This is a genomic window from Bacillus cereus group sp. N6 (assembly GCF_016483705.1).
In the GTDB taxonomy this organism is placed as follows: domain Bacteria; phylum Bacillota; class Bacilli; order Bacillales; family Bacillaceae_G; genus Bacillus_A; species Bacillus_A wiedmannii.
In genome coordinates this window covers 77,911-100,950 of record NZ_JAEHBI010000004.1, presented here as the reverse complement: position 1 = coordinate 100,950, position 23,040 = coordinate 77,911, and the positions used below count along the sequence as shown (strand labels likewise).

Genomic DNA, 23,040 nt, shown 5'->3' with positions numbered 1-23,040 from the left:
ATCCGCTTCTGCTTACTAATACACGAGGAGATATATAATGGCGAAAGTAGTTAGAAACAAAACAAGGTTATGGAAGAAAAGAATTGCGGAATATTTAGCAAGCGGGGAAAGTAAGTATCATTTTTGTAACGGTAAAGACTTCCACGAATCTAATCTTGTTTATTGGATGAACAAACTTGGGATTGAAGATACTGGTGCTAAACGTTACCGAGCAGCACAAGCTAAAAAGAAAGAAGTAACAGATAAGCAGTATTTCGCGAAAGATGTTACTCAGTTGCTTAACATTTCGAATAAAACTTTATGTCGATACTCTGTTCTTTTAGAAAAGTATGGGCACAATTTTGGTAGAAATAAGTACAAACACCGTATCTACTTTATTCAAGACATCGCACTTTTAAGAGAGGTACACGGTGCTAGAACTATAGATAAAACAGTGGAAGAAACAGTGGCTGAACTAATTGGTGGTAAAGCTGTAGCAACTACACAAGAAGTGAAAACTACTCAGTTAGTTTTACCGTTATTAAATGCAGCGGGAGAACCTGTTAAGAAGTCAACAAACAAACAAGATAATATCAACACAGATAAAGATGATTTCTTACGAATTAAAATTGGTGAAGCTTCTATTGAAGTAAAACCAGGTTTTGATCCGGCATTTGTTAGTGACGTAGTAAAAGCACTTTCTGTAAATATCTAAAGAATAAAGCGGCGTAAAAACCGCTTTTATTTTTATAAGGAGAATATCTATGAAAAAATCAATTGGTATTGTATTACTTGGAGTTATGCTTTTAGGAGCATGTGAGAGTTCAGCAGGTGCTTCATTAGGCAGGTTGAAAGTAATAGGAGAAGATAAAATAGCAAGTGATATCACTATTTTTGAAGATACAGCGACAGGCTGCCAATTTATGAATACAAACCAAGGGTACGCTGCTTCTGTTACACCTATCTTAACACCAGAGGGTAAACCTTATTGCCCGAAAAAGTAATTCACACAAAAGAGAAATATGATGTTAACATAAAGTACTTATATACTAGGAGGGTTTTTACATGTTTGATTTAAGAGCAAGATATCTTCACTTAGTAGGCGAGCTTACAATGCTTAACCACCACTATTACACAATGGATAAACCAATTGCATCTGATGCAGAGTACGACAGGCTTTATGATGAATTAGTAAAGATAGAAGAACTACATCCAGAATGGACAGTAGCACATTCTCCTTCTAATAGAGTGGGTGGAGAAGTTCTTGATAAGTTTGAGAAGAAAGAACACACAATGCCACTTTACTCATTAGAGAAATCTCAAACTTATGATGGGGTTCGAAAGTTTGTTGAAGATGTTAAGCGTGAGTTTCCAAACGCTACATTCACAATAGAACAAAAGATGGATGGATTAGCTAACGTTCTACGTTATAGCGGCGGTTCTTTTGGTGAAGGTAGAACAAGAGGTACTGGTAAAATAGGAGAAATTGTTTCTGAACAAATTAAAACAATCCGTTCTATTCCATTGAATATTCGATTCCAGGGAGTAATTGAACCACGCGGAGAAGTATTTATGCCTATTTCAGGATTCGAAGCTTACAATGCTTCCTTACCAGAAGGCGAAACTCCATTAAAGAATCCAAGGAATGGAGCTGCTGGTGCTTTAAGAAACTTAGATCCACGAATTGCAGCTTCAAGACCATTAGATGCATTTTGGTATGACATTGCTTATAGCGAAGGAATCACGTTTGAAACTCAAGCAGAAATGATGACATTCCTTCAAGAACAAGGATTTAAGATCAATCCGTACTTCTATGTAACAGACTCTATTGATGTAATTATTGAGAAGCTAGAAGAAATGAAAGAAGTTCGCCCTACGCTAAACTGGGATATCGATGGAATGGTTATTAAGGTTAACGAGTTACATATTCGTGAGGAACTAGGTTATACGTCAAAATTCCCTAAATGGGCTATTGCATACAAGTTTGAAGCGGTTGAAGAAACAACTACTTTAAACTCTGTTACATGGGAAGTAGGTCGTACTGGTAAACTTACACCACTTGCTCATCTTGAGCCTGTTGATATTGGTGGAACTACTGTAACAAAGGCTACTTTAAATAACTATGATGATATCTTACGTAAAGGCGTTAAGGTTGGAGCAGAAGTATTTGTTCGTCGTAGTAATGATGTTATTCCTGAAATCATGGGAATCGTTGAAGGTAGTGAAGGTACTGAAATTGTACCACCTACTCACTGTCCAGAATGTGAAACTGTATTAGTTCAAGATGGTGCTCATCTACGTTGTATGAATATTGATAGCTGTAGTGCTCAATCAGTTGGTAAATTCACTCACTTTGCTTCTCGTGAAGCGATGAATATCGACTCTTTCAGTGAGAAAACTGCAGAACAATTATTTGAAGCAGGTTTAATTCGCAATAGTTTCGTTGATCTATACCGATTAGACAGAAACGAGTTATTGAAATTAGATAGATTTGGAGAAAGAAAAGCAGACCGACTATTGGCTGCTATTGAAGAATCCAAATCAAGAACACTTGAAGCATTTATCTATGCATTAGGTATGAGACATTCAGGAAAAGGTACTGCAGAACGACTTCTACGTTATTACAACAATATTGATGACATTGCGAATGCATCTGTAGAAGACTTGATGAGAATTGAAGATATAGGTTCATCTGTTGCTCAAAGTATTTATGATTACTTCCATAACGAAGGTAATCTTCAAATGATTGAGGAGTTAAAGGCCCTTGGTTTAACACTTACACATGTAGCTGCAGTGTCTTCCGGTAATCAATTAGAAGGTAATACATTTGTTATTACAGGCAAGGTATCGCGTCCTCGTAAAGAAATTGAAGCGTTTATTAAAGAACATGGTGGTAAAGCATCGGGTTCAATTTCTAAGAATACGAATTATCTTGTTGCAGGTGAAGCTGCAGGAAGTAAATTAGCAAAAGCACAAAGTTTAGGCGTAACTGTTATCACTGAAGAACAGTTATATGAAATGGTTAACGAAGGTTAATTTAGTAGGGGCTAACGCCCCTACTTTTTTTGTTGTCCATAAAATACTAATTGACAAAACACTTTTAAAAGATTGTATTAGCTAAAGCGTTTTGGGATTAAGTTTAATAGTTGTAAATTTTAATCTGACAAATTAAAATCTCTTAGCAAATGAGCAAGAGAAACACACTTTTAGAGAGAGAAAGTGCAATCTGGACCCAGATGGCCAGGAACAGCACGGGCTGCACCCATCTCTGGGGCACCTGAAGCTCCCCCGGATGAGGCTGCGCCGCGTCGGGACCACTGCAGCTGGAGTTAGATCTAGTAAACGGCACCTTTCTTCGTCAAATATTCGAACACACTTTCGAAGAACTATTAAACAAGAAGATAAAAAGGAAAGGATATTAACATGTACTATACACACAACACAAAGAATCAAAACGATTCAAAGTATCAGCGTTTTAGTACTACTAAATTAAAATCCGAAGAAATAACAATTGAGCAGTATCGTGAGTTCGAAGCAATAAATAAACAAATACTCGGACTAACAAAGAAAATAAAAGACTGGTTAACTAATAATCAGTCAGCTATTAAGTATTCGATTTTTAATCTACCTAAAATGACTGGTGGGTTTAGAACAATTAAAGCACCGGAAGAAAAACTTAAATCTTTTATGAGAGAAATTAAATTTGATTTAGAAAGCATTGGTATAGTACCACATGATTCAGCTTATGCATACATCCCAAACCGTGACTGTTTAAAAGCAATCCAATGTCACCAACGGAATAAATCAAATTGGTTTCTCAAAATGGATTTAGAGAAATTCTTTAACAATTGTTCTGAACAAGTTATTGCTATCCAATTAAAAAAGTTGTATCCATTCAGCTTAATGACCGAAACAGATTATACGAGTTTTATTAGTAGTTTATGTGGTTTAGCCTGTCATGAAAATGAATTACCACAAGGGACTCCGCTTTCTCCGATACTTACTAACTGGTTGATGATTAGTATAGATACTCAAATTAACAACGCATTGGCAGAAAGAAGCGAGGAATCTTTTATTTACACTAGATATGCTGATGACTTGCTTGTTAGTAGTAAACAACCATTTAGGCATGAAGAAATAGTTGAACTGGTTAAAGGAGTACTAGAACAAGAAGGAACTCCATTCACTATCAAGGATACAAAAACGAGATATGGTTCAAGATCGGGAAAGAATTGGAATCTTGGCATTATGTATAACAAAGATCATAACCTTACAGTTGGTCATAAGCGTAAGCGAAGAATTAAAACGATGTTATTCCAATTCTATCGAGGACAACGAGATAGGGGATATGCTTTAGAACTTAACGGAGAATTAGCATATCTTAAGAACATCGAACCGGACTATCATGACTACTTAATAGGTTTTATGAATAGCAAATACAGATTCAACTTCAAAAAAGCTATTAACATAGCAATCAAACAAAATTGATTCCCAGGGGTGCTAACGCCCCCTCCTTTTTTGAATTTAATTAAAGGAGAGATTTAGCTATGACAGAAAAAATTACAATCGCAGTAACTGCACATCGTCCAAATAAATTATATGGGTACGATTATTTTTCACCAGGTAATCTTGCTATCGCTACTAAACTACGAGAGCATCTTCTTTCCCATTTAAATCAAGGGAAACAGGTACATGCAATAAGCGGTATGGCATTAGGAGGAGACACAATTTATGCGTTAGTCGTCCTTAAATTAAAAAGACAAGGATATAACATTACCTTAGAATCAGCTATTCCATGTACTGCACATTCTAGTCAATGGCCAAAACCATCTCAAGATCAATGGAAGAGTATTGTGGAGCAAGCTGATGTTGTTACATACGTTTCTAAACAACTATATAAGCCTTACCTGATGCAAAAGCGTAATGAATATATGGTTAATCGATGCGATGAGCTAATCGCTGTATGGGATGGTACAACAGGTGGTACAGGCAATTGTGTAGACTATGCCATAAAGAAGGAGAAGAAAATGGTACAAATTAATCCGAAAGAATTAATCATTCAACATAAAGGTGATATCTTGCGTTCAGATTGTGACGTAATCATGCATCAAGCAAATTGTCAGTCTACGATGGGAAGCGGTATTGCTAAACAAATTCGAGCAGAATTCCCGATTGTGTATGAAGTAGATTGTGCTTCTCCATTTTCTCCTGCAGAAAAGTTAGGAACATATACTCATGCAAATGTTCACAATAACGGAAAAGATATAGAAATAGTTAACTTGTATGGGCAACTTTACTATGGAGCAGATCGACAACTATATACAAACTATGAAGCTTTGAAAAAAGCTTTGTTCAGCTATTTGACTGACCGCTTGCTAAGAGAACGTTCCTTGTCTCAGCTAAAGATTGGTGTACCTAAGTTTATGGGTTGTGCAAGAGCAGGTGGAGACTGGAATGTGGTAACAGGCATCTTAGAAGAAGCTACTAAACAGTTTAATGTCTCTATTCATACTTATGAGTTTGCGGGGTAGTATCAATGACTAGAGCAAGAAGTAACAAGGATTTAGTAGAATTTAAAATCCGTGAAATAAACAAGTATGTGTCTGGTTCCGGTCAATCTCTAGTTCTCAATGAAGAGCTAGAGAACGACGAACCATATTGGGCTCTTAAATGGGAGAGGGATTTAGATGCTGATCATGTCATGGAAGAGCATGTTTATAGCGGTGAAATCTTTGACATCTTTGTTTGTTTAAGCGGTATAGAAAATGGTATTCGAATGCAACGATACAAGGAGGAGTCTCATAATGGAATCAGAACAAACACAGGTAGTTGATTGTATTAATAAAGGCGACCTTGAAATGTTACTAAATGTAATTTTGAATGAAACACAAAATGCAATTGAGGTCTGCAAAAATAATGACAACCCATCTATAACAATTAAATATATGCAATTAATTATATCTCAAGCTTTATTAGCGTGGGACATGCAAGAATTCGAAGAAGCAGATGGTGAAGAATATTATGACTTCATGAAGGAAGCTTATGAAAAAGTTAATCGTTTTAAAAGAATTGAATGGAGAGGGTAATCAATGGACAAATTTGGGGATCGCATGAAGAAATACGAGAATGCATATCGTATTAAGCTACCTGAAAGAATGCCCGTAATTGTAAGGATTGATGGAGCACACTTTCATACATATACAAAAGGTTGTGCTAAGCCTTTTGACCAAGATTTAGCAGAAGCATTTTGGGAAACATGCAAGTACTTAGCTCAAAATATTATGGGTGCAAAACTGGTTTATCATCAGTCGGATGAGATTAGTATTCTTATTACGAACTACGACAAGCTTTCAACTCAATCTTGGTTTGAGAATAACCTTCAAAAAATAGCTTCTGTTTCAGCTTCTATGGCAACTGCAAAGTTCAATGAAGTTATGAGAGAGAAATATCCGGACAAGCCACTTGCTACATTTGATGGTCGCGCACAGGTATTACCACAGGATGAGGTAGCAAACTACTTCATTTGGAGAATGCAAGATGCTTCAAAGAATAGCATCTCAATGGTTGCTCAAGCTAACTTCCCACATAAAGAGCTGCAAGGCCTTAATGGTAAGGATATGCAGGATAAGTTAATGACTGAGAAAAACATCAACTGGAATGACTTACCTGTATGGCAAAAACGTGGTGTGTGCATTATTAAAGAATTCTACGAAAAGAATGGTGCTTTAAGAAGTAAATGGTCAGTAGATCATGAGACTCCTATGATTTCTAAAGACCGTGAATATGTAGAACAATTTGTTTACTTAAATAGAGGTGCTGCAGCATGAAGAAATTAATCGCAACCGTATTAACTGTAGGATTAGCAACAGGTATTTTAGCTGGGTGTAATAATGATCCGTATATGCAGAAGCAGGATGACCAAGTTATTAGCATTGATTATAAGATGCTAGTAAAAGATAAGCTTTATTACATTCCTCATGAGAATGGGAAGGCTGATCTTCCTCCGAGATATGAAAAACTTCTAACAGATAATCCTAGTTTAGAAGTCATTAGTGTTTCTGTGAATACTGATGAAAACACGAATAATAGCATCAATGGCTATTACATCTTTACAAAGAAAAAAGAAGATAAATAGTAATCGGGCAGGTGAAAGCCTGCTCTTACTTAATTAAAGGGAGAGAGTTATAATGACTGAAAAATTTACGTTCTTTTGGAATGGACCATTTTCTCAATGGCATCAATCTTTATTTATGGAAAACGGACAAGTCTTTACATGTGCCGAACAATATATGATGTATCACAAAGCTATGTTGATGGGTGATATTAAAACTGCACAGTTAATTATGGATGCTGGTTTTAACCCAAGAGAACATAAAGCATTAGGGCGCAAAGTAACACCATTTGATGCAGAGTTATGGAATGATAACTGCAAAGAGATTGTTTACCGTGGTAACTACTTGAAGTTCACACAAAACACTGAGCTTCTTGAAGTATTGAAATCAACAAAAGGGACTGAACTTGTTGAAGCAAGCCCATACGATAAGATTTGGGGAATTGGATTATTAGATACAGATCCTCGTGCTCAAGATAAAAGCACATGGCAAGGAACAAACTGGTTGGGTGAAGTTATTACTCAATTACGTATGCATTTAATCGGAGAGTAGGCTAAATAAGCCTGCTTTCTCCACATTGTTCACTACAAGAAGGGTTGGCGTCCTTCAAACTGTTAATGTTTGTCTCATGAGAAGGGTGCGGTTAACTACGACGATCTACCTCCATACCGCACCTTTCTTGTAGTGAACAATGATTATGTACTTAGTTAATGAGTAGGCTATGCCTGCTCTTATTTTATTTGTAGAAGGGAGAGAATCATAAAATGAACGAATTACAAAACTTAGGATGGCGGCGATTGTTGTTAACCAAAGAAGAAAAATTCCGAGTAGATTTAAAAACACTTGGCAAAGAAAAAGATAAAGTTCAGAAGACAATTATTATTTTTGAAAACTTAACAAAACCTCGTTATGTTTTTCACTTATTAAAAAGATATTTTCGTCCTTATATTTATAAAACATATTGGGCTATTTCACCTAAGCGATTACGAGTTTGTAGAAGAGGGACAACCATTCAAGAATTTTTACCCTGGTTTAATAAGTCTCACCTCTATAAAGACAGTACAGGTGTGATTAGTCGTGCATATGGTGGAGATCCCGCGTATGTGTATTCATGGAAGAAAGCTCATGAGATTATGACACAGTATAAAAAAGAAGAAGAACAAAGACGCTTACAATTTAAAATAGATATGTCTCTTAGAAGAATAATTGGAGGTAAATAATATGAGCGAAGCTATGTTTACAGTAGAAGAAGTAAAGGCGAAGTGTCAGAAGAATACTTGGTTGAAGATTGGTGGTTGTGATTTTGAAGACGACCCAATGATGGAACTCGACTATGATTACGGTCTTTATACTTGTCTAAGTCTTCTAGAATTAGAGCAGAAGATGAAACAAGGGAACTGGTCTATCCGTTCAGCTTTTGCATATGATCGCTTATTATTTGTAAATCAAGTGAATGGAGGAGACGAATGGTGGACATGCTATAAACATGAGGACGGTAGCATCGAAGATTTCGAATCTATTACCTTCAGAGGCTTTATTAATCGGGGCGAGTTTAAACAATTAGTGGAAAGATTGCTACAGGGCCCCGATGCTTATTGGGGAAGAAACGAAGAAAAAGAGGGAGCTTAGTCCCTCTCAGTTACATTGTCTAACCAACTTTCGATTGTTTGCTTGATGTGTTTTGAATGTCCTTTAAAACCATCTAGGATGTAGCTAATTAGCTGGGCTAATGTAATTTCGTTCGTTTCATAAGGATTTTCTTTTCTTATGTAAGTAAGAACTTTCTTAAGCTGATCTTTTCTGTTGTCATCTAAGGTTTCTTCAACAAACCTAGTTACGTATTCGTTTACGATATCCGTATTCCTAACAGCAGCATCGAGCAAAATAGCTGTAGCTGTTGAAACAGTTGTATCTAATGCATATGCTAAATCAGCTAGATGATCGTATGTTTCTTGTCTAAAACGCATTGTAATTCTTGTTGTTGATTTTGAATGTTTTCTAACTCGTTCAGACATTAATTCTCTATTACCCATATATATAGTATCCTTAAATTTGTAGCCTCTTCTGAACTTTTTGGACAAGTAATCAATAACTTTTTTAGAATACAAACCATGCGTACAGAATATTTCACCGACATCTTTCATTGGTGTATTAGTAATGTACGAGATTCGAGAAACGCAATCATACAAACTGAGTTCAACAGTTGGCTTCACGTCCTTGCGTTTGTCACTTCTTATCTTCCTCTCTTTTACTTTACTCATCCTATTTCACTCCTAAAATCGTATTTTAAGTTTGGGACACATTCTTTTTGTACTAGATATAAAAATCATATGTTGGGGGATGGGGAAGTAGTACAGCATGTATAATTTTTCTGCAAATGGGCATACTGAGGAATTAAGGAGGCGGTAACGATGGGCGTAAAAGTTAAAATATCTTCAGCTGAAGCAAAGAAAATTGCAAAAGGTTGCCTAAGCCAAAGTACGAAATATGGATTACCACGTAAAAAGAAATAGATATATTAAATATAGAACAATAATTAAGTGGGGGTTTTTACATGTATAGAATATGGCGGGAATATGCTTCAAAACCTACTGATTTACCGACGGATGATTTATTAGAAGCGGTAAAAATATCTATAAATTGTGAAGCTGATTTTTACATATACGGAAGAATGATAGCTAGTTGGATGGGTCTTAGTATGGAAGAGAATATTCGTCGATTAGATAAAGAGGGAATCGAAACATATGTTGTAGACGGAGATTATCGTTTCAAGTACAAAGATCCTGAAAAAAATATTAAGCGTATCTTCTTTGAATTTATAAATATAGGTGACGGAAAAGGCGAAGTCCATTTGAACAGTTATCGTTCAAGAAAGGATCAGCCTTTTTATTCGTGTATTGAAGAAATTTATGAACTGTTAAAAGAAGACTGTCCTCACATTCATACATTAACTATTGTAGATCTTTCAGGGGACAAGTATGAGGGTTCATACAAGCATGAGTTAAGAAAAGCTATCTAAAAATAATGGACAAGTTATCCCCTCTCTATTTAGGGGTAGCAGGGGGATTTTGAATCATTATTTTAGTAACGTTTTGGAGGTTGGGTGGGTATAGATTAGATTTCACTAAAATCTAGGGGAATCTACTTTAAAACACTTCAAGGGAAATTTCTTTAACATATATATATAAATCTACAAGTAAGTAAATTATCAAGCGATCCTTTAATGGGTCGCTTTTTGTTTGTGTTAACTTTTAGAAAAAATATTTATTAATTTCCAGAAATTGACCTTGAATTTATATAAATAAGTGCTTACTTTGTAATTCAACATAGCCAGGAAACTTGTTGTTGGGTAAGAGAAAGGGAGTTAGGTATTCTATGGTATTTATAGGTTCTATTATCGTTCTCATCCTGCTATTGCTTTCCGTGTGGTTATTACTAAGCGTTTTCTTTAGCAAGATTGGTAATGTAGCCATTAAAAGAACAAAGCAAATAAAACATAAGGCAGCGGAGGAATTTAGAGATGATGTTTGACGAGAGAGAGTATAAACAGGAAGCAAAGTTCTACAAAAAGAAACCATTTGTTATTGGTGGGGCTATTGTAGGAACTATTATTTTAGCAGCAGGAATCATTGTACCAATGTTTATTGAAAAGATCCCCACTGGTAATGTCGGTTTAGTCTATAGTCCTTCAGGTGGAGTTCAAAATGAAACATTGTCAGAAGGTTGGCATCCTATTGGTCTTTTCAATAAAGTAATTGAATATCCAACACGTAAACAAACAGTTACTTATAAGGATATGGTCCTTTCTACACGAGACGGAAAAAATATCAACGTTGACTTGTCTTATTCTTATAAAGTTGATCCAACAAAAGCAGTTACTATCTTTAAGGAATGGGGTAACGTCCCAGTCAAAAATATTGAAAATGGTCATTTAGAAAAACGTATGTTAGCAGCAGGTCGTGCAGCTGTTTCTAAATATGATTTATTAGGTATCTACGGTGCGGATTCTACAAAAGCGCAGGGTGATATTCAAAAGATATTTGAAGAAGATGTGAAAGATCTTGGATTTATGGTTTCTGATGTAACTTTAAGTGCCCCTAAGCCAGATGCAAACACTCAATCTGCAATTGATGCTCGTATTAAAGCTTCTCAAGAAACAGAGAGAAAGAAAATCGAGCTTGAAAACGAAAAGATTGAAGCTGATAAAAAGCGAGTAATCGCTGAAGGTGAAGCTCAGAAGAAATTGGTTGAAGCGAAAGCTGAAGCAGAAGCAAACCAAATCGTTTCTAATTCTGTAACTGATCCACTACTTAAGAAATTAGAAGCCGAGGCACGTATTAAGCATGGCTGGGTAACTGTACAAGGTGGAACACCTCTAGTAGAGGCTAAGTAATTTAACAAACATTTAATTAAGCAATAAAGAGTGAGTAGAGTAGAGAAGAATTTGTGAGTTCTTCTCAAAACAGTGGTAGGGGCTAACGCCCCTAACTATTGTTGATTTATTTGTACTTAGAAAAACGGTTTTCAATAAGTTGAATCTTTTTTTGTAAGTACAAAATGAATGACTTCATTTCAAATACTTAAGTATTATGTGGACTCTAATTAGGAGGAATAATCATGAGCGCAGAAGATGTTATGGCATCATTGAAAGCACAAATGGAGACACACATAAATCAATTATTAGAGCAGGGTGTTCGACCTCAAAACATTGAGATTGAGTTATTGCACTTTGCTAGAAAACTGATTTATGTAGAAAGACATTAGATGGATTAAATAGAAAAAAGAGAGCGATTATTCACTCTCCTTTTTTCTCCGCATCTAACCCTTTTCGAACTAATAACAGCATAGCGACAGTCCAATATCTAATATTGTTTTTCTTTTGATATTCTTCGACTTCTGCTATTAATTCATTGGGAACTCTAACGTCTTTTCTTGTGCTTCCACTATCGTTCATATGGGAACCTCCCGGTGAAATTCTACATAATCTTACATTTTTGTACTTGACTTGTACGTGACACGGACGTATCATAAACTAGAAATGTACGTGACTGGTACGTGACGTATACGTGGATAATGCGTGTCTTGTCTGTACAAGTGTTTTGTATCTATGAAATTATATCATCTCTTCAACAAAAATGACACAAGCGTGTCAAAAAAGGAGGAACAAATGTCTCTAGGGCTAGAAAAACACCACGCAGAGAATCAACAGTTCAGGAAAGAAAATGAAGTCTTATTGGGTGCAAAACAAGCAAAACTCAGAGAAAGTTTTATGGGAAGGATCATAGTTATTTCTATTTTCGCAATAGCTGTTTTTGGAATGACTATGGTAGTAGATCAAACACTTTTTAAAGGAGTTAGCTATTACGTTAGCGTATTATCGTCAGTATCTTTGTTGTATATATTATTCCGAGTTGTTATATCTTTCTTCTACAGACCAGTAAGAGAAGAACCTCTAGAAGGTTATAAAGTTTCTGTAATTATACCTAATTTTAATGAAGGTGTTGAATCAGTAAAAAAGAGTATTGATTGTCTAATAAATCAAGATTATCCAATACACGAAATTATTTTTATTGATGATGGAAGTGAAGATGATTCAGGATATCAAGAAGTACTTAGAATTAGTGAAGAGTTTAATTCTTATTCTGAAGTAGCAGCAACATTAGAGAATGGTGCAGAAGCATCATATACTAGACACTTACCTAAAATAATTGCACACAAATTTGAAAAGAACCAAGGTAAACGTGCAGCACAAACTTGGGGATTCAAAAAATCAACAGGCGACATTATCTTTATTGTAGATTCAGATGGATATATTTATTCTGATGCATTAAGAGAATTGTTAAAACCTTTACGTGATCCTAAAGTTTCTTCTGTAGTAGGTCACATCTTACCAAGGAATAGCAAGAACACTATCATGACTAGACTACAGGATGTGTTATACACTAGTGCATTCCGTATTGGACGTGCAGCACAATCTGTTACGGGCACAGTTCTTGTTTGCTCAGGTGCTTTAAGTGTTCATCGTAAGAATATTATTATGAAAAACTTAGATTTCTTTACGAGTGCTAAATTACTAGGCGTTGAAAATGAAGCAGGGGATGATCGCTGCTTAACAATGTTCGCATTACAAGATGGATACAAAACGAAGTATCAAAGTACAGCGCTTTGTATAACAGATGTTCCAGAAAGAGCAAAAAACTTCTTTAAACAACAAGTGAGATGGAACAAGTCATTCTATGTTTACACGATTTATACATTGAAGTTCGCTTGGAAAAGACCAGCTATGCTGTTTTGGACACTTGGAGAAGGCTTTATGTGGATCATATTCGCAGTAACTAAAATATACGAAATATTTAATGGGACAACTTTACCGATTTGGTTAATGCTACTGTATTCGGCGACATATTTAATTCTCGCTGCTATGATGAGCGGTGCCTATTACATATTTAGAAATCCATTAGTCTTTTTGATTACACCATTTTTATCATTAATTCATATGTTAATTCTTTTCCCTGTACGAATTTACGCATTATTAACACTTAAGAAGAGTGGCTGGGGAACTAGATAAATAAAGGAGGAACAATAGTATGTCTATTCCAGCATTGGATACGTCAGTAACTATTTTAAATTCAGAATATACTAAATTATTAGAAAGAGTATCCACTAAACAGGCGATTGCAACTGTAGTAGGACTTGGTTATGTAGGTTTACCAAACGTTTTGTCAAAAGCAAAATCAGGCTTTAAAGTAATTGGTTTTGATGTAGACCAAAACAAAGTAGACCAAATCAACAGAGGTATTAGTTACATTGGAGATGTACCAACTGATGAGTTAGCACCTTACGTTTTAAATGGTTCTATCATTGCAACTACAAATAGTGAAATTGCATTTTCTCATGCAGATGTTATTACTATTTGTGTTCCTACTCCGATTAATGAATTCAAACAACCAGACTTAAAGTATGTGGAGTCTTCTATGAATTTTATTTTGGATAATATTAAACCAGGTACACTAGTTATGTTAGAAAGTACAACATATCCTGGTACTACGGAAGAATACATTGTTCAGCCTTTAATCGAGAAGGGGTTTGAGGTAGGTAAAGATGTTTTCGTAGCGTATTCTCCAGAAAGAATTGACCCTTCAAATGGCGTATTTAATGTTGATAATACACCGCGAATCGTTGGCGGACATACTGATTCTTGCACTGATATTGCAAAACAATTTCTAGGTCATAATACAACAGTTGTTTCTTCAACTAAAGTAGCAGAGATGGCTAAAGTTTATGAGAATACATTCCGCTACGTGAATATTGCTTTAGCTAATGAACTTGCTTTGATTTCTGATAAGATGAGCATTGATGCTTGGGAAGTTATCGATGCATCAAGTACAAAACCATTTGGTTTTATGCCATTTTATCCTTCAGCAGGTGTAGGTGGTCACTGTATACCAGTTGATCCATACTATCTTTCATATAAAGCGAAGCAATTCGATTATACAACTAAGCTCATAGACATAGCTGGTGAACTAGATAGTAAGATGAAGGAACACACAGTTAACAAGATGATTAAGATCTTGAATCAATCTGGTAAATCAATCAAAGATGCTAAGATTGCTATTCTTGGAGTAACATATAAGAAGAATGTCGATGATATGCGAGAATCTTCTATATATAAACTACTACCTGTTCTTGAGCAATATGGAGCAGACGTAACATTATTCGATCCGAATGTTCCTAAAATTGAAACGAAGTCAAAAACGTATGAGATTAACAATCTTGAATACGAGAAATTACAAGATTTCGATCTTGTGTTTATCTTAACAGATCATTCAGCTTTCGATTTCCAACTGGTTGCTTCTCATTCTCGTGTTATTTTTGATACAAAGAATGCATGTAAGAAACAAGAAGTTAAAGGAGTGTACTACAAACTATAATGGATAAAACAGAATTCCCTAGACTAGTAAGTATTCCCGATATTGTAAGTATTACAGAAAAAGAAAGACATGAAATTTGGAATCTGCATCGAAGAGAGCCGAATTTTCCAAAGCCTCTGCAGTTTGTAAACAATGGCAGAACGCCTATCTTTTTCTTAGATGAAGTATTACACTTCTTCAAAGATGCTCAATAAAGAAGAAGCCGGTTGGAATTCAATTCATATAATAATGTAGGCAAAGAGAAGAGGGGATAACCTTCTTCTTTTTTGTTTTACGAATAAAAGGAGTGATATTATGAAACCGACTTTACATGGTATAAATCAGTTAAGCAATGTTATTGTAACTAGAATTCCGTCAGATAAGATTAATGTAAATGCTCTTATCGAAACGTTTGAAAGTAATCAGGATAAAGCTACTCCTACAGAATGGCTACAGCAATACGATGAAATTTCTTCTATATATAAGATTCTATTTACAGAAGGTGAACTTCCACAAGAAATGATAGACAAAACATCTCATGAAGTATTAGAGATGGCTTGTGAACACATTTCTCATGATCTTGAAGAACTCATTGAAGAACCAACAACTAGCAATGGTCGTGATTACTATTATGAATTTGGTAGAAGTTTAGGAGTGGAAGAACAAGCTTCGAAATTAAAAGAGCATTTAGCTGAGGATTGTGATTTTATATGATTAATAATCTTGAAGCAGGATATTACAGAGATACACTTCGTTATTATTCCTATGTTAAAACTCAAACACATATAAATAAATTTGTTGAATACCCAAGAGACATTGTAGAGCCCACTTATATTAGTTTGGGTGAACAGATGTCTTTTTGTAATTATATACCCGAAGTATTAGAGAATCTAACGAGTTCAACGTGTTTAGATTATCCTAATGAAGCTTTCGGCCGTTGTATTGGAAACATTCAAGGAAATGTTCAAGATCATTGTCCGATTGAGGTAGCTGGTATTTTTCATTTCGGTTTATTGTTAGATAATCTTCATTTATTTACAGAAGCTGAGGAAACTGAACTAAAGGTTCGAATAGATGATATGTTTCATAATTTAGGTGACGTATGTATGAGTTTTAAAGAATTTTACGAAACGTATTTTGCAAGTCAGTTTTTCGGAGGATACTCATCTAGGTATACACAATTTGAAAAACATATGGAGTATACGTATATACTTTGGTGCGATTTTGAATTCCATACCACTGAAGAATTCGGACCTAGATTTATGGGCGCTTATTCAAAATTTGCTGAAGAATATTATGAATTCTATAAAGAATTAGTAGATGAAATACAAAGGAGAAAGCAGGTGGACGCATGTTAAAGTTTCCCGTATTAGAAGCTAAACGAAACCTGTTCGTTCAAACTCTAATTAAATCGTATGACATTACAGATGATGGATTGATTGAGTTCTTAAAACAATGCACTTCAGAGGAATGCGATTTATACATACACGAATTGCAAGAGGCATTACCTTACCTATTCGATTTTGATTTTGATTGGATTGATGTACCTCATGAAGTGTCTGAAGAGCTTGCAGACGGATGGAATTACTATATAGCTGGGGCTATACGTGTTCCTTCATTATTACCTTATGCGAATCAACCAACTTTTATTGAATTCACAAGGAGTATTGAAGTACTTACAAATACAAGTTGCGGAAATTTAGTTGAGTTTGTTTACTTACCAGATTCTAAAATTGCATGTAGCGATGACCCTGTTCATTCTACTTTCGCAAACCAACCTGGTACTTTCATGATAGGCATGCAAGACAATGGAGGTCTTGATATAAATGATACGATTGAATTTCTAATAGAACTTAGGGATGTCAACGATGCTATTAACTCATTAGTTGAAGGGAGAGAATTACAAAATGATTAAAATTACAATTGGAGACGAAAAATTACCACTTGTCGAATACGAGAAGAACGGAGCACAACGCTCATTCCATATAGATCACAATACACTATTTGAATTTGTACAGAAGAACTGCTATGAAACAAAAACAAATACAAAGAAGTTAGATATACCTGTTTTTGAAACACCTGCATTACCACCTGGCACTGTTAAATACATGGCTCTACCAGATGGGAAAATTGTTTTATTCATGGAGAAGAAAGAATTCAAACATAACTTAACATATCATTCAACAAAGTATAAGCAAATTCCATTTCCAAACTTATTGTTTGTTTTTGTATTTAGACCAAATGGAGATAAATATATTCTTGAGAATAAGAGATGTTATGCGTTCCGAGATAAAGTATTTCGTGACACAACTAAGTTATATCGTTTTCCTTTTTCACATGTACAAAAGGACGGAGAAATGTGTTTCTTCTTTTTAACAGAGATGCAGGATTTAGCTCAGATGTCATCGTTTATTCATAACTGGCTTTCTGCAGCATTCACAGATCACTACTACAATTTAGAGAATAAAAATAAATGGGGTTGGCCTTTGCGACAAATCTTTAGTGAAACGCAGGGACAACCTCATTTTAATTATGACAAATTAATCGAAGAGGATTATACATCAGTGGACTTAGTTCAAAGATTCGTTAATGTGTATTTCCCGGTAAAATAGATCGCCAATATTAATTCAATAGGAAGAGGGTATTTATATGACAGAGAAAAACGACTTATTCAAGATTGATTTATCACAGAATGACTTCTTAGATCCAACAGAATCAAAAAAATTTGATGGGCTATTTCAAACAACAGCAGGTACAAATTTATTTGATAACCCTAGTAGTAACAATCCTTTTGATAATGTAGCACAGACTGAACCACCTGTAGTTGTTCAAGTGAAAGAAGAAGAGAAGCCACCTGTAGTTCAAGTTAATAAGGAAGAAAAGAAACCAGCAGCAGGTAAGGCAAAAGGGAAAGATAAGAAGGCTACTAAGCCAGTAGATAAAAAGAATATAAAAGTAGATACAACTTGGAATATCGCCTATGCTGCACAGCAATATAATCCACCAGAAAACGATATGACTTTAGAACAAGTTCGTGAATGGTTGGAATTAGATTACCCTGAACTTTCTAAAGAACGTTGCCACATGGATGTTGATGCAGACAAAAAACTGATTGTGCCTATCGTAAAAGGCGCAAAGAATGGGTGATTAAATGAGAGCGCTAGAATTTTATCCAAGTAGAACAATGCATTTTGATATTGTACAAGTTGGTTGTGGAGGGAATGGGGGATATATAACGCAGCGATTAGCTAAGTTAATATCCTCTTTAACTAAAAATTCAAGTCACACAACATTTGATTATACGTTAGTTGATTTAGATAGAGTCGAAGAAAAAAACTTACAAAGACAACCATTCTTACCTAGAGACTTAGATAAGAACAAGGCAAAAGTGTTAGCAGAGAGATATGGAATGTCTTATCAGTTCCCTATCTATCATCGTGAAGAATATGTAGAGTCAGTTGAGGAATTAACAAATTGTTTCCGCTCTAATCAGGAGACATACGTTCTTGATTCTTCTCGTGTTTTATTCCGTGTATTAATTGGCGCAGTTGATAATCATGCTTCGAGAAAAATTATGCACGAATACTTTTTGAAAGACCCTAACATTATCTACATAGATTGTGGAGTTGATGGTGTATTACTTGAAGGAACAGATGAAGAAAAAATTCGTTCAGGATACGCAGGTCATTGTGTAGTTGGATTACATCACAACAGTACGATGCTGGCACCGGTTGCCGGAGTTTATCCAGACATATTAGAAGACAATGAAAGTCTCTTACCTTCACAAAGTTGTGGACAGAATATTGTTTCTCAACCACAAAGAATGCAATCAAATGAAATGGCTGCATTGATTACGATGGGATACCTAAATCAGATCTTTGCAGAAAGAAGATTATATCATCACTATACAAATTTTAACGCTCTTACTCATTCATCAAGAGCTACATTATTACCAGTTAGACCAGTAACGGAAGGAGGTGCCAAAAATGTGTAAAAAGGTAACGTCAGTTATTTGTAAGCTTAGAAAAAAGCACAAAGTAGATTATTATTCTGATGTATGTATTACCTGTAAAAGAAAAGTAAGAAACCATTCTTAAGAGGGAGGGCTAACGCCCTTTCCCTTTTTGAATTAGTTAAACGAAAGAGTCCTTTTGCCGAAGGGCTTTTTCTTTTGCCTAATTTATTGCCGAAAAAACTATTGCCCTGTTATTGCATTTTTAGAAACAACTGCTTACGTTCATCTAAGTCAATCAGATCGTGAGAGGAGTAAGTAGATTATGAAACCAGTAAATTCAATTCAAAAACAAATCGATTCATATGAAAAGGAGAGAATATTAATGAACGTACAAGAATTTGATCACTTATTAAAACGAGTAAACATCGAAGAGGACAATGCTGTTAAGCAACGCATGTTAACAGTTATTGAACAATACCTAAGTGCATTATCATCTAACACTGTAGTAGTACCAGATGTAGAAAAAACAGTAGCGCCAGTTGAAACAGTTACAGAGGATGTTGTTCTTCCTGTAACAGAAGAAACAGTATTAGGAGCAGAACTAGACCAAAACGACGCAGCTGCTCTATACAATCAACAAATGGAACAAGAAGCTAAAGAGGAAGAATCTAAATTAGCAGAAGAACTTCTTAAAACTAAAGAAGATGAAGCGGCTGTAAAATACGAAGCAGCTGACATGAATACTGAAGAGGTTCAAACTGTTGAAGATATGGAAGGCGAAGCTAAAGCAGAATTAGAAGAAGCTGAGCAAGTAGAATTACCAATCGACACACCAATTGAAGAACCAACAGTAAAAGTAGAACCGGTAACGGAAGAAACAGTAGAAACAGTAGAAGCACCAGTAGATGAAACTGAGTATGTAGAAGAGTTTGGTCTTATTTCTACAGCTAAAGAAGAAGAACACATGAATCAAATCATTGAACGTGGTGGTGTTATCTTCCGTGAGAAGCGTTCATTTATGTTAATGCTTTGCTTAGATGATGAAGTAGTTGCTATTGCTAAGACAATTAAGTTAGAGCAATTCCCAGAGCATGTACAGAAACATCTTAAGAACGATGGATTCATTACTTGTGATGTAGTTTCATTTGGAGAAGTAACTAAGCGTTCTCGTGCTCGTTACACAAATGTTACATACAAAAACCTTCAATTATTAGAGAAGGATCATTGGGTTGTAAAGAACGTTACAAATCTTTTAGAAAAAGGTGAAGTTCCAGAACACGTTAAAGAAGCTGAATCTAAAGAGGTTGTAGCTGAAGAGAAACCTGTTCAAGTAGTAGAACCAACAACACAAGAAGAAGTGGAAGAGAAACCATTTATCGTATCTAGTTTCATGCTTCACCCAAGCTTTGTTGGTACATTCGCAAATCAAAAAGAAGCTGTAATGGCTCAAAAATATGGAATTAGTTCTGCAGATGGAATCGCTCGATTATTTACGCAGAATGCTAACGGTACAGTTGTAGTTGGTGTTGATGAGAAAACAGCTCTTAAACCAAACAACTACATGGCTACTATCCTTGATTACACAATGAAAGAGCAAGATGGAAAAACATATGCTCAATTTAAATTAGATGCTAGTGTTATTGAACCAACTGTGCAGCCGGCGCCAGTTACTCAAACACCTGCAGTAGAAACACAACCTGAACAAACATCAGTAGAAGTAGTAGCTAAAGGAGAAGTCCCATCTGATTTCCCTTTAACTAATGAAATTGCATTACCATTACATCCAATGGCAGAATCTATGTTTAGTTTAGAAGCTGCTAAAGCAATGATTGGACAAGTTGTTCACTTAGGATTATTCACTCGTCCAGAAGAACAACTGAAACGTGTTTCATTAATGTACGATGTATTTGAAATGGCAACAGCATCTAACACATTAACAAAAGAAACAATGCGTAATTCTAAATGGTTAGCTCGTATTACAGACGTTAACTTATTAGTGGACCAAGGAACTCAACGTAAATCACTATTCTTAGTCTTTGATCGATTAGAAGAAGTAACATTATTCCCATATGAAAAAGAAGGGGAAGCTCGTGAAGTAACAAGTTTCTTACCAATCAATGAAGAAGTATATGCTGAAAGACAACAAGAGTTAGCTAATGCACATGCAGCTGCAGCTGTTAAGACAGAAGCTACTCCTGTAGAAACTCAAACAACTCCAGTAGTTGAAAATGCACCAGTAGTAAACGCTCCAAAAGAAACGGTATCTGCGGAAGCGTTAATGAATAAAGAATACAATCCTGTAGAAGCGAAACAATTAATCAATCCTACTGCAGGCACTAACTATACACAAGGATATCAAGAACTAGTTCAATCTCAAGCGAAAGATATGGGTGGAGCTGTTCAAGAAATTCGTAATCAAACGCAAGTATTACCAACTTCTCGTCAAGAGTTGACAGAAGCGGCAAATGGATTAGTTACAGGTGTTATTAATCAAACACTAAAAGAAACAGGTATCCATACACAAACTGAGCAAAAACAAACCGTTCAAGTAATGGGTAATTTACAAGACGGTGCAGGCAATTTAACTCAGACTGAAACAATTATTCGATTTGCGACGGGCTACTCACCGCAATCTTGGGCACAATCCGTCGGCAAACGAATTGACCTAAAGAGTGAGTTGCAATTAGGAAACGGCCCTGTAACAAATAAACTAGTAACAATGGTAGGTAAAAACGGAGCGGTTGTAGCACAAGGGCAAGTACCTATGACTGAAGCTCTATTGTTGGACGGCAACCAACACTCAGCAACTCTATTAGGCATTGAAGGAGCAACACAAGAGCAACATGGATATGTTATCTCTCTTCGTTTAGGAGAGTTCAATAAAGTAGCTTAAGTTTAACCTTGAGCCAAATTTAGGAAGTGGTTAATTTAGTCGTGCATTCCAATCTATACGGAGGTGTACGACTATGGCCATTTCAGTTAAACAAAATCTTGTGGCTACAAGCAAATACCCAATCAAGTGTCCTTATTCTATGAAAGCAGAGTACATTACAGTGCATAACACTTATAATGATGCGCCTGCTAAGAACGAGGTAAATTACATGATCGGAAACAATAACGAGGTTTCATTCCACTTCGCAGTAGATGATATCGAAGTTATTCAAGGTATTCCGGTTGATCGTAATGCTTGGCATTGTGGTGATGGTGGTGGTAACGGTAACCGAAAATCTATCGGTGTTGAAATCTGTTACTCATTATCTGGTGGTTCAAGATATACGAAAGCTGAAGCATTAGCTATTAAATTCGTTGCTCAATTACTAAGAGAGCGCGGATGGGGAATTGATCGTGTTCGTACTCATAAGAGTTGGACAGAAATTGGTGTTAAAAACGGTAGTTCTAGAGCAGTTAAGAATTGTCCGCACCGTATCCTAGATGAAGGACGTTGGAATAGTTTCTTAGCAGCAGTACAAGCTGAACTTAACGGTTCTACTGTAACGCCGCCAGTAACTACACCACCTTCAACAGATGGTATTGGTGTTGTTGAGATTCTTGTTGCAGAACTAAACGTACGTGAATCTGCTAGCTTTGACTCACGAGTTGTTAAGACTGTGAAGAAAGGTGAAACATACCAAACTTGGGGACTATCTAATGGCATGTACAATGTCGGAGGAAACCAATGGGTATCAGCAGGTCCTGCTTATGTTAAGTTTACACCTGCAGGAAGTTCTTCTAATGGAACACCTGAAGACTTAGCAGGAAAACGTAATCCAATCGGAAAAATCACAACTACTGCAAACTTAAACGTCCGTACTAAACCTTCTACAGACGGAGATATTATTCGTACTATCTCTAGTGGAGACACATGGAACATCTACGAGATTAGTGGCGGATGGGCGAGAGTGCATGATGGTTGGGTTTCTCTAACTTATGCGAATCTAACAAGATACTAATTCCCGAAAAGGTAGGCACATTTTTGTGTCTGCTTTTTTATTTGCAAAAAAACTTTTAAAAATTTTTAAAAAAGGTATTGACTTTCTTTACTCATAGGGTTGAATTAGTAATCTAGCAATTGCATTCAACGTTT

The 23,040-nt window shown here is 35.7% G+C and carries 28 protein-coding genes; 26 read left to right on the top strand and 2 right to left on the bottom strand.

All coding sequences use genetic code 11. The annotated features are described in order from the left end of the window. Nucleotides 1–37 precede the first annotated feature (37 nt). From tnpA to JDS99_RS05350, 12 genes are all read left to right on the top strand, one after another. Nucleotides 38–694: an IS66 family insertion sequence element accessory protein TnpA gene (gene tnpA, locus JDS99_RS31880; protein ID WP_242475659.1), complete on the top strand. Its 657-nt coding sequence runs from the start codon at nt 38–40 to the stop codon at nt 692–694. 49 nt (nt 695–743) lie between these two features. Further along, nucleotides 744–983, top strand: a complete 240-nt coding sequence (locus tag JDS99_RS05400) for a DUF6440 family protein (protein WP_139888847.1) — start codon at nt 744–746, stop codon at nt 981–983. 61 nt (nt 984–1,044) lie between these two features. Continuing rightward, nucleotides 1,045–3,015 (top strand): NAD-dependent DNA ligase LigA, encoded by a 1,971-nt coding sequence (ligA, locus tag JDS99_RS05395; RefSeq protein ID WP_199694694.1) that lies wholly within the window; start codon nt 1,045–1,047, stop codon nt 3,013–3,015. A gap of 387 nt (nt 3,016–3,402) precedes the next feature. Next, nucleotides 3,403–4,467, top strand: a complete 1,065-nt coding sequence (locus tag JDS99_RS05390; RefSeq protein ID WP_242475651.1) for a reverse transcriptase domain-containing protein — start codon at nt 3,403–3,405, stop codon at nt 4,465–4,467. 59 nt (nt 4,468–4,526) lie between these two features. Continuing rightward, the gene (locus JDS99_RS05385; RefSeq protein ID WP_199694693.1) at nt 4,527–5,510 is read left to right on the top strand and encodes an SLOG family protein; all 984 of its coding nucleotides are present in this window, start codon (nt 4,527–4,529) and stop codon (nt 5,508–5,510) included. Nucleotides 5,511–5,515: 5 nt separating this feature from the next. Next, on the top strand, nt 5,516–5,812 hold the full coding sequence (locus tag JDS99_RS05380) for a hypothetical protein (protein WP_199694692.1): 297 nt from the start codon (nt 5,516–5,518) through the stop codon (nt 5,810–5,812). Continuing rightward, nucleotides 5,784–6,065, top strand: a complete 282-nt coding sequence (locus JDS99_RS05375; RefSeq protein ID WP_199694691.1) for a hypothetical protein — start codon at nt 5,784–5,786, stop codon at nt 6,063–6,065. The genes JDS99_RS05380 and JDS99_RS05375 overlap by 29 nt, the downstream gene beginning before the upstream one ends. Nucleotides 6,066–6,068: 3 nt before the next feature. Next, nucleotides 6,069–6,806, top strand: coding sequence for a tRNA(His) guanylyltransferase Thg1 family protein (locus JDS99_RS05370; protein ID WP_199694690.1), 738 nt, complete (start codon nt 6,069–6,071; stop codon nt 6,804–6,806). Further along, a complete protein-coding gene (locus tag JDS99_RS05365; RefSeq protein WP_199694689.1) occupies nt 6,803–7,114 on the top strand; it encodes a hypothetical protein in 312 nt (103 codons plus the stop codon). The genes JDS99_RS05370 and JDS99_RS05365 overlap by 4 nt, the downstream gene beginning before the upstream one ends. Nucleotides 7,115–7,166: 52 nt before the next feature. Then, nucleotides 7,167–7,643, top strand: a complete 477-nt coding sequence (locus JDS99_RS05360) for an NADAR family protein (protein ID WP_199694688.1) — start codon at nt 7,167–7,169, stop codon at nt 7,641–7,643. A gap of 212 nt (nt 7,644–7,855) precedes the next feature. Beyond that, complete coding sequence (locus JDS99_RS05355) at nt 7,856–8,311, top strand: hypothetical protein (protein ID WP_199694687.1); 456 nt, start codon at nt 7,856–7,858, stop codon at nt 8,309–8,311. A 1-nt stretch (nt 8,312) separates the two neighbouring features. After that, nucleotides 8,313–8,720, top strand: a complete 408-nt coding sequence (locus JDS99_RS05350) for a hypothetical protein (RefSeq protein ID WP_098787254.1) — start codon at nt 8,313–8,315, stop codon at nt 8,718–8,720. Here JDS99_RS05350 and JDS99_RS31875 read toward each other — a convergent pair. Then, nucleotides 8,717–9,124, bottom strand: a complete 408-nt coding sequence (locus tag JDS99_RS31875; protein WP_228247812.1) for a hypothetical protein — start codon at nt 9,122–9,124, stop codon at nt 8,717–8,719. The two genes, JDS99_RS05350 and JDS99_RS31875, sit on opposite strands and share 4 nt — an antisense overlap. Nucleotides 9,125–9,645: 521 nt before the next feature. Between JDS99_RS31875 and JDS99_RS05340 the strand changes: the two genes are divergently transcribed. The 3 genes from JDS99_RS05340 to JDS99_RS05330 all read left to right on the top strand — a co-directional run bounded on the left by JDS99_RS05340 (nt 9,646) and on the right by JDS99_RS05330 (nt 11,855). Next, nucleotides 9,646–10,110 (top strand): hypothetical protein, encoded by a 465-nt coding sequence (locus tag JDS99_RS05340; RefSeq protein WP_199694686.1) that lies wholly within the window; start codon nt 9,646–9,648, stop codon nt 10,108–10,110. A 501-nt stretch (nt 10,111–10,611) separates the two neighbouring features. Beyond that, the gene (locus tag JDS99_RS05335) at nt 10,612–11,484 is read left to right on the top strand and encodes a prohibitin family protein (protein ID WP_199694685.1); all 873 of its coding nucleotides are present in this window, start codon (nt 10,612–10,614) and stop codon (nt 11,482–11,484) included. Nucleotides 11,485–11,708: 224 nt separating this feature from the next. Continuing rightward, nucleotides 11,709–11,855 carry a hypothetical protein gene (locus JDS99_RS05330; protein ID WP_179885048.1) on the top strand — a complete coding sequence of 49 codons (147 nt, stop codon included), beginning with the start codon at nt 11,709–11,711 and terminating at the stop codon, nt 11,853–11,855. A gap of 31 nt (nt 11,856–11,886) precedes the next feature. Here the strand turns inward: JDS99_RS05330 and JDS99_RS05325 are convergent, their stop codons facing one another. Further along, complete coding sequence (locus JDS99_RS05325; protein WP_180358555.1) at nt 11,887–12,045, bottom strand: hypothetical protein; 159 nt, start codon at nt 12,043–12,045, stop codon at nt 11,887–11,889. A 213-nt stretch (nt 12,046–12,258) separates the two neighbouring features. Between JDS99_RS05325 and JDS99_RS05320 the strand changes: the two genes are divergently transcribed. The 11 genes from JDS99_RS05320 (at nt 12,259) to JDS99_RS05270 (ending at nt 22,906) form a co-directional block, all read left to right on the top strand. Next, nucleotides 12,259–13,659: a glycosyltransferase family 2 protein gene (locus JDS99_RS05320; protein WP_199694684.1), complete on the top strand. Its 1,401-nt coding sequence runs from the start codon at nt 12,259–12,261 to the stop codon at nt 13,657–13,659. Between the two features lie 19 nt (nt 13,660–13,678). Further along, a complete protein-coding gene (locus JDS99_RS05315) occupies nt 13,679–15,022 on the top strand; it encodes a nucleotide sugar dehydrogenase (RefSeq protein WP_199694683.1) in 1,344 nt (447 codons plus the stop codon). Continuing rightward, nucleotides 15,022–15,216, top strand: coding sequence for a hypothetical protein (locus JDS99_RS05310; protein WP_098265082.1), 195 nt, complete (start codon nt 15,022–15,024; stop codon nt 15,214–15,216). The genes JDS99_RS05315 and JDS99_RS05310 overlap by 1 nt, the downstream gene beginning before the upstream one ends. A gap of 100 nt (nt 15,217–15,316) precedes the next feature. Next, on the top strand, nt 15,317–15,715 hold the full coding sequence (locus JDS99_RS05305) for a hypothetical protein (RefSeq protein ID WP_098265083.1): 399 nt from the start codon (nt 15,317–15,319) through the stop codon (nt 15,713–15,715). Next, nucleotides 15,712–16,359 (top strand): hypothetical protein, encoded by a 648-nt coding sequence (locus tag JDS99_RS05300; protein WP_199694682.1) that lies wholly within the window; start codon nt 15,712–15,714, stop codon nt 16,357–16,359. The genes JDS99_RS05305 and JDS99_RS05300 overlap by 4 nt, the downstream gene beginning before the upstream one ends. Further along, nucleotides 16,353–16,916, top strand: coding sequence for a hypothetical protein (locus tag JDS99_RS05295; RefSeq protein WP_139888832.1), 564 nt, complete (start codon nt 16,353–16,355; stop codon nt 16,914–16,916). The genes JDS99_RS05300 and JDS99_RS05295 overlap by 7 nt, the downstream gene beginning before the upstream one ends. Continuing rightward, nucleotides 16,909–17,613: a hypothetical protein gene (locus tag JDS99_RS05290; protein WP_098265086.1), complete on the top strand. Its 705-nt coding sequence runs from the start codon at nt 16,909–16,911 to the stop codon at nt 17,611–17,613. Before JDS99_RS05295 ends, JDS99_RS05290 begins: the two co-directional genes overlap by 8 nt. 37 nt (nt 17,614–17,650) lie before the next feature. After that, nucleotides 17,651–18,148 (top strand): hypothetical protein, encoded by a 498-nt coding sequence (locus JDS99_RS05285; RefSeq protein WP_199694681.1) that lies wholly within the window; start codon nt 17,651–17,653, stop codon nt 18,146–18,148. Between the two features lie 4 nt (nt 18,149–18,152). After that, complete coding sequence (locus JDS99_RS05280; RefSeq protein ID WP_199694680.1) at nt 18,153–18,995, top strand: ThiF family adenylyltransferase; 843 nt, start codon at nt 18,153–18,155, stop codon at nt 18,993–18,995. Between the two features lie 283 nt (nt 18,996–19,278). After that, a complete protein-coding gene (locus JDS99_RS05275; RefSeq protein WP_199694679.1) occupies nt 19,279–21,849 on the top strand; it encodes a hypothetical protein in 2,571 nt (856 codons plus the stop codon). Nucleotides 21,850–21,922: 73 nt separating this feature from the next. Further along, complete coding sequence (locus JDS99_RS05270; protein WP_199694678.1) at nt 21,923–22,906, top strand: N-acetylmuramoyl-L-alanine amidase; 984 nt, start codon at nt 21,923–21,925, stop codon at nt 22,904–22,906. Nucleotides 22,907–23,040: the final 134 nt, after the last annotated feature.

Bases quoted from the DNA above. Each gene is read 5' to 3' on its own strand.
- tnpA (WP_242475659.1), top strand. From the start codon at position 38: ATGGCGAAAGTAGTTAGAAACAAAACAAGGTTATGGAAGAAAAGAATT.
- JDS99_RS05400 (WP_139888847.1), top strand. From the start codon at position 744: ATGAAAAAATCAATTGGTATTGTATTACTTGGAGTTATGCTTTTAGGA.
- ligA (WP_199694694.1), top strand. From the start codon at position 1,045: ATGTTTGATTTAAGAGCAAGATATCTTCACTTAGTAGGCGAGCTTACA.
- JDS99_RS05390 (WP_242475651.1), top strand. From the start codon at position 3,403: ATGTACTATACACACAACACAAAGAATCAAAACGATTCAAAGTATCAG.
- JDS99_RS05385 (WP_199694693.1), top strand. From the start codon at position 4,527: ATGACAGAAAAAATTACAATCGCAGTAACTGCACATCGTCCAAATAAA.
- JDS99_RS05380 (WP_199694692.1), top strand. From the start codon at position 5,516: ATGACTAGAGCAAGAAGTAACAAGGATTTAGTAGAATTTAAAATCCGT.
- JDS99_RS05375 (WP_199694691.1), top strand. From the start codon at position 5,784: ATGGAATCAGAACAAACACAGGTAGTTGATTGTATTAATAAAGGCGAC.
- JDS99_RS05370 (WP_199694690.1), top strand. From the start codon at position 6,069: ATGGACAAATTTGGGGATCGCATGAAGAAATACGAGAATGCATATCGT.
- JDS99_RS05365 (WP_199694689.1), top strand. From the start codon at position 6,803: ATGAAGAAATTAATCGCAACCGTATTAACTGTAGGATTAGCAACAGGT.
- JDS99_RS05360 (WP_199694688.1), top strand. From the start codon at position 7,167: ATGACTGAAAAATTTACGTTCTTTTGGAATGGACCATTTTCTCAATGG.
- JDS99_RS05355 (WP_199694687.1), top strand. From the start codon at position 7,856: ATGAACGAATTACAAAACTTAGGATGGCGGCGATTGTTGTTAACCAAA.
- JDS99_RS05350 (WP_098787254.1), top strand. From the start codon at position 8,313: ATGAGCGAAGCTATGTTTACAGTAGAAGAAGTAAAGGCGAAGTGTCAG.
- JDS99_RS31875 (WP_228247812.1), bottom strand. From the start codon at position 9,124: ATGGGTAATAGAGAATTAATGTCTGAACGAGTTAGAAAACATTCAAAA.
- JDS99_RS05340 (WP_199694686.1), top strand. From the start codon at position 9,646: ATGTATAGAATATGGCGGGAATATGCTTCAAAACCTACTGATTTACCG.
- JDS99_RS05335 (WP_199694685.1), top strand. From the start codon at position 10,612: ATGATGTTTGACGAGAGAGAGTATAAACAGGAAGCAAAGTTCTACAAA.
- JDS99_RS05330 (WP_179885048.1), top strand. From the start codon at position 11,709: ATGAGCGCAGAAGATGTTATGGCATCATTGAAAGCACAAATGGAGACA.
- JDS99_RS05325 (WP_180358555.1), bottom strand. From the start codon at position 12,045: ATGAACGATAGTGGAAGCACAAGAAAAGACGTTAGAGTTCCCAATGAA.
- JDS99_RS05320 (WP_199694684.1), top strand. From the start codon at position 12,259: ATGTCTCTAGGGCTAGAAAAACACCACGCAGAGAATCAACAGTTCAGG.
- JDS99_RS05315 (WP_199694683.1), top strand. From the start codon at position 13,679: ATGTCTATTCCAGCATTGGATACGTCAGTAACTATTTTAAATTCAGAA.
- JDS99_RS05310 (WP_098265082.1), top strand. From the start codon at position 15,022: ATGGATAAAACAGAATTCCCTAGACTAGTAAGTATTCCCGATATTGTA.
- JDS99_RS05305 (WP_098265083.1), top strand. From the start codon at position 15,317: ATGAAACCGACTTTACATGGTATAAATCAGTTAAGCAATGTTATTGTA.
- JDS99_RS05300 (WP_199694682.1), top strand. From the start codon at position 15,712: ATGATTAATAATCTTGAAGCAGGATATTACAGAGATACACTTCGTTAT.
- JDS99_RS05295 (WP_139888832.1), top strand. From the start codon at position 16,353: ATGTTAAAGTTTCCCGTATTAGAAGCTAAACGAAACCTGTTCGTTCAA.
- JDS99_RS05290 (WP_098265086.1), top strand. From the start codon at position 16,909: ATGATTAAAATTACAATTGGAGACGAAAAATTACCACTTGTCGAATAC.
- JDS99_RS05285 (WP_199694681.1), top strand. From the start codon at position 17,651: ATGACAGAGAAAAACGACTTATTCAAGATTGATTTATCACAGAATGAC.
- JDS99_RS05280 (WP_199694680.1), top strand. From the start codon at position 18,153: ATGAGAGCGCTAGAATTTTATCCAAGTAGAACAATGCATTTTGATATT.
- JDS99_RS05275 (WP_199694679.1), top strand. From the start codon at position 19,279: ATGAAACCAGTAAATTCAATTCAAAAACAAATCGATTCATATGAAAAG.
- JDS99_RS05270 (WP_199694678.1), top strand. From the start codon at position 21,923: ATGGCCATTTCAGTTAAACAAAATCTTGTGGCTACAAGCAAATACCCA.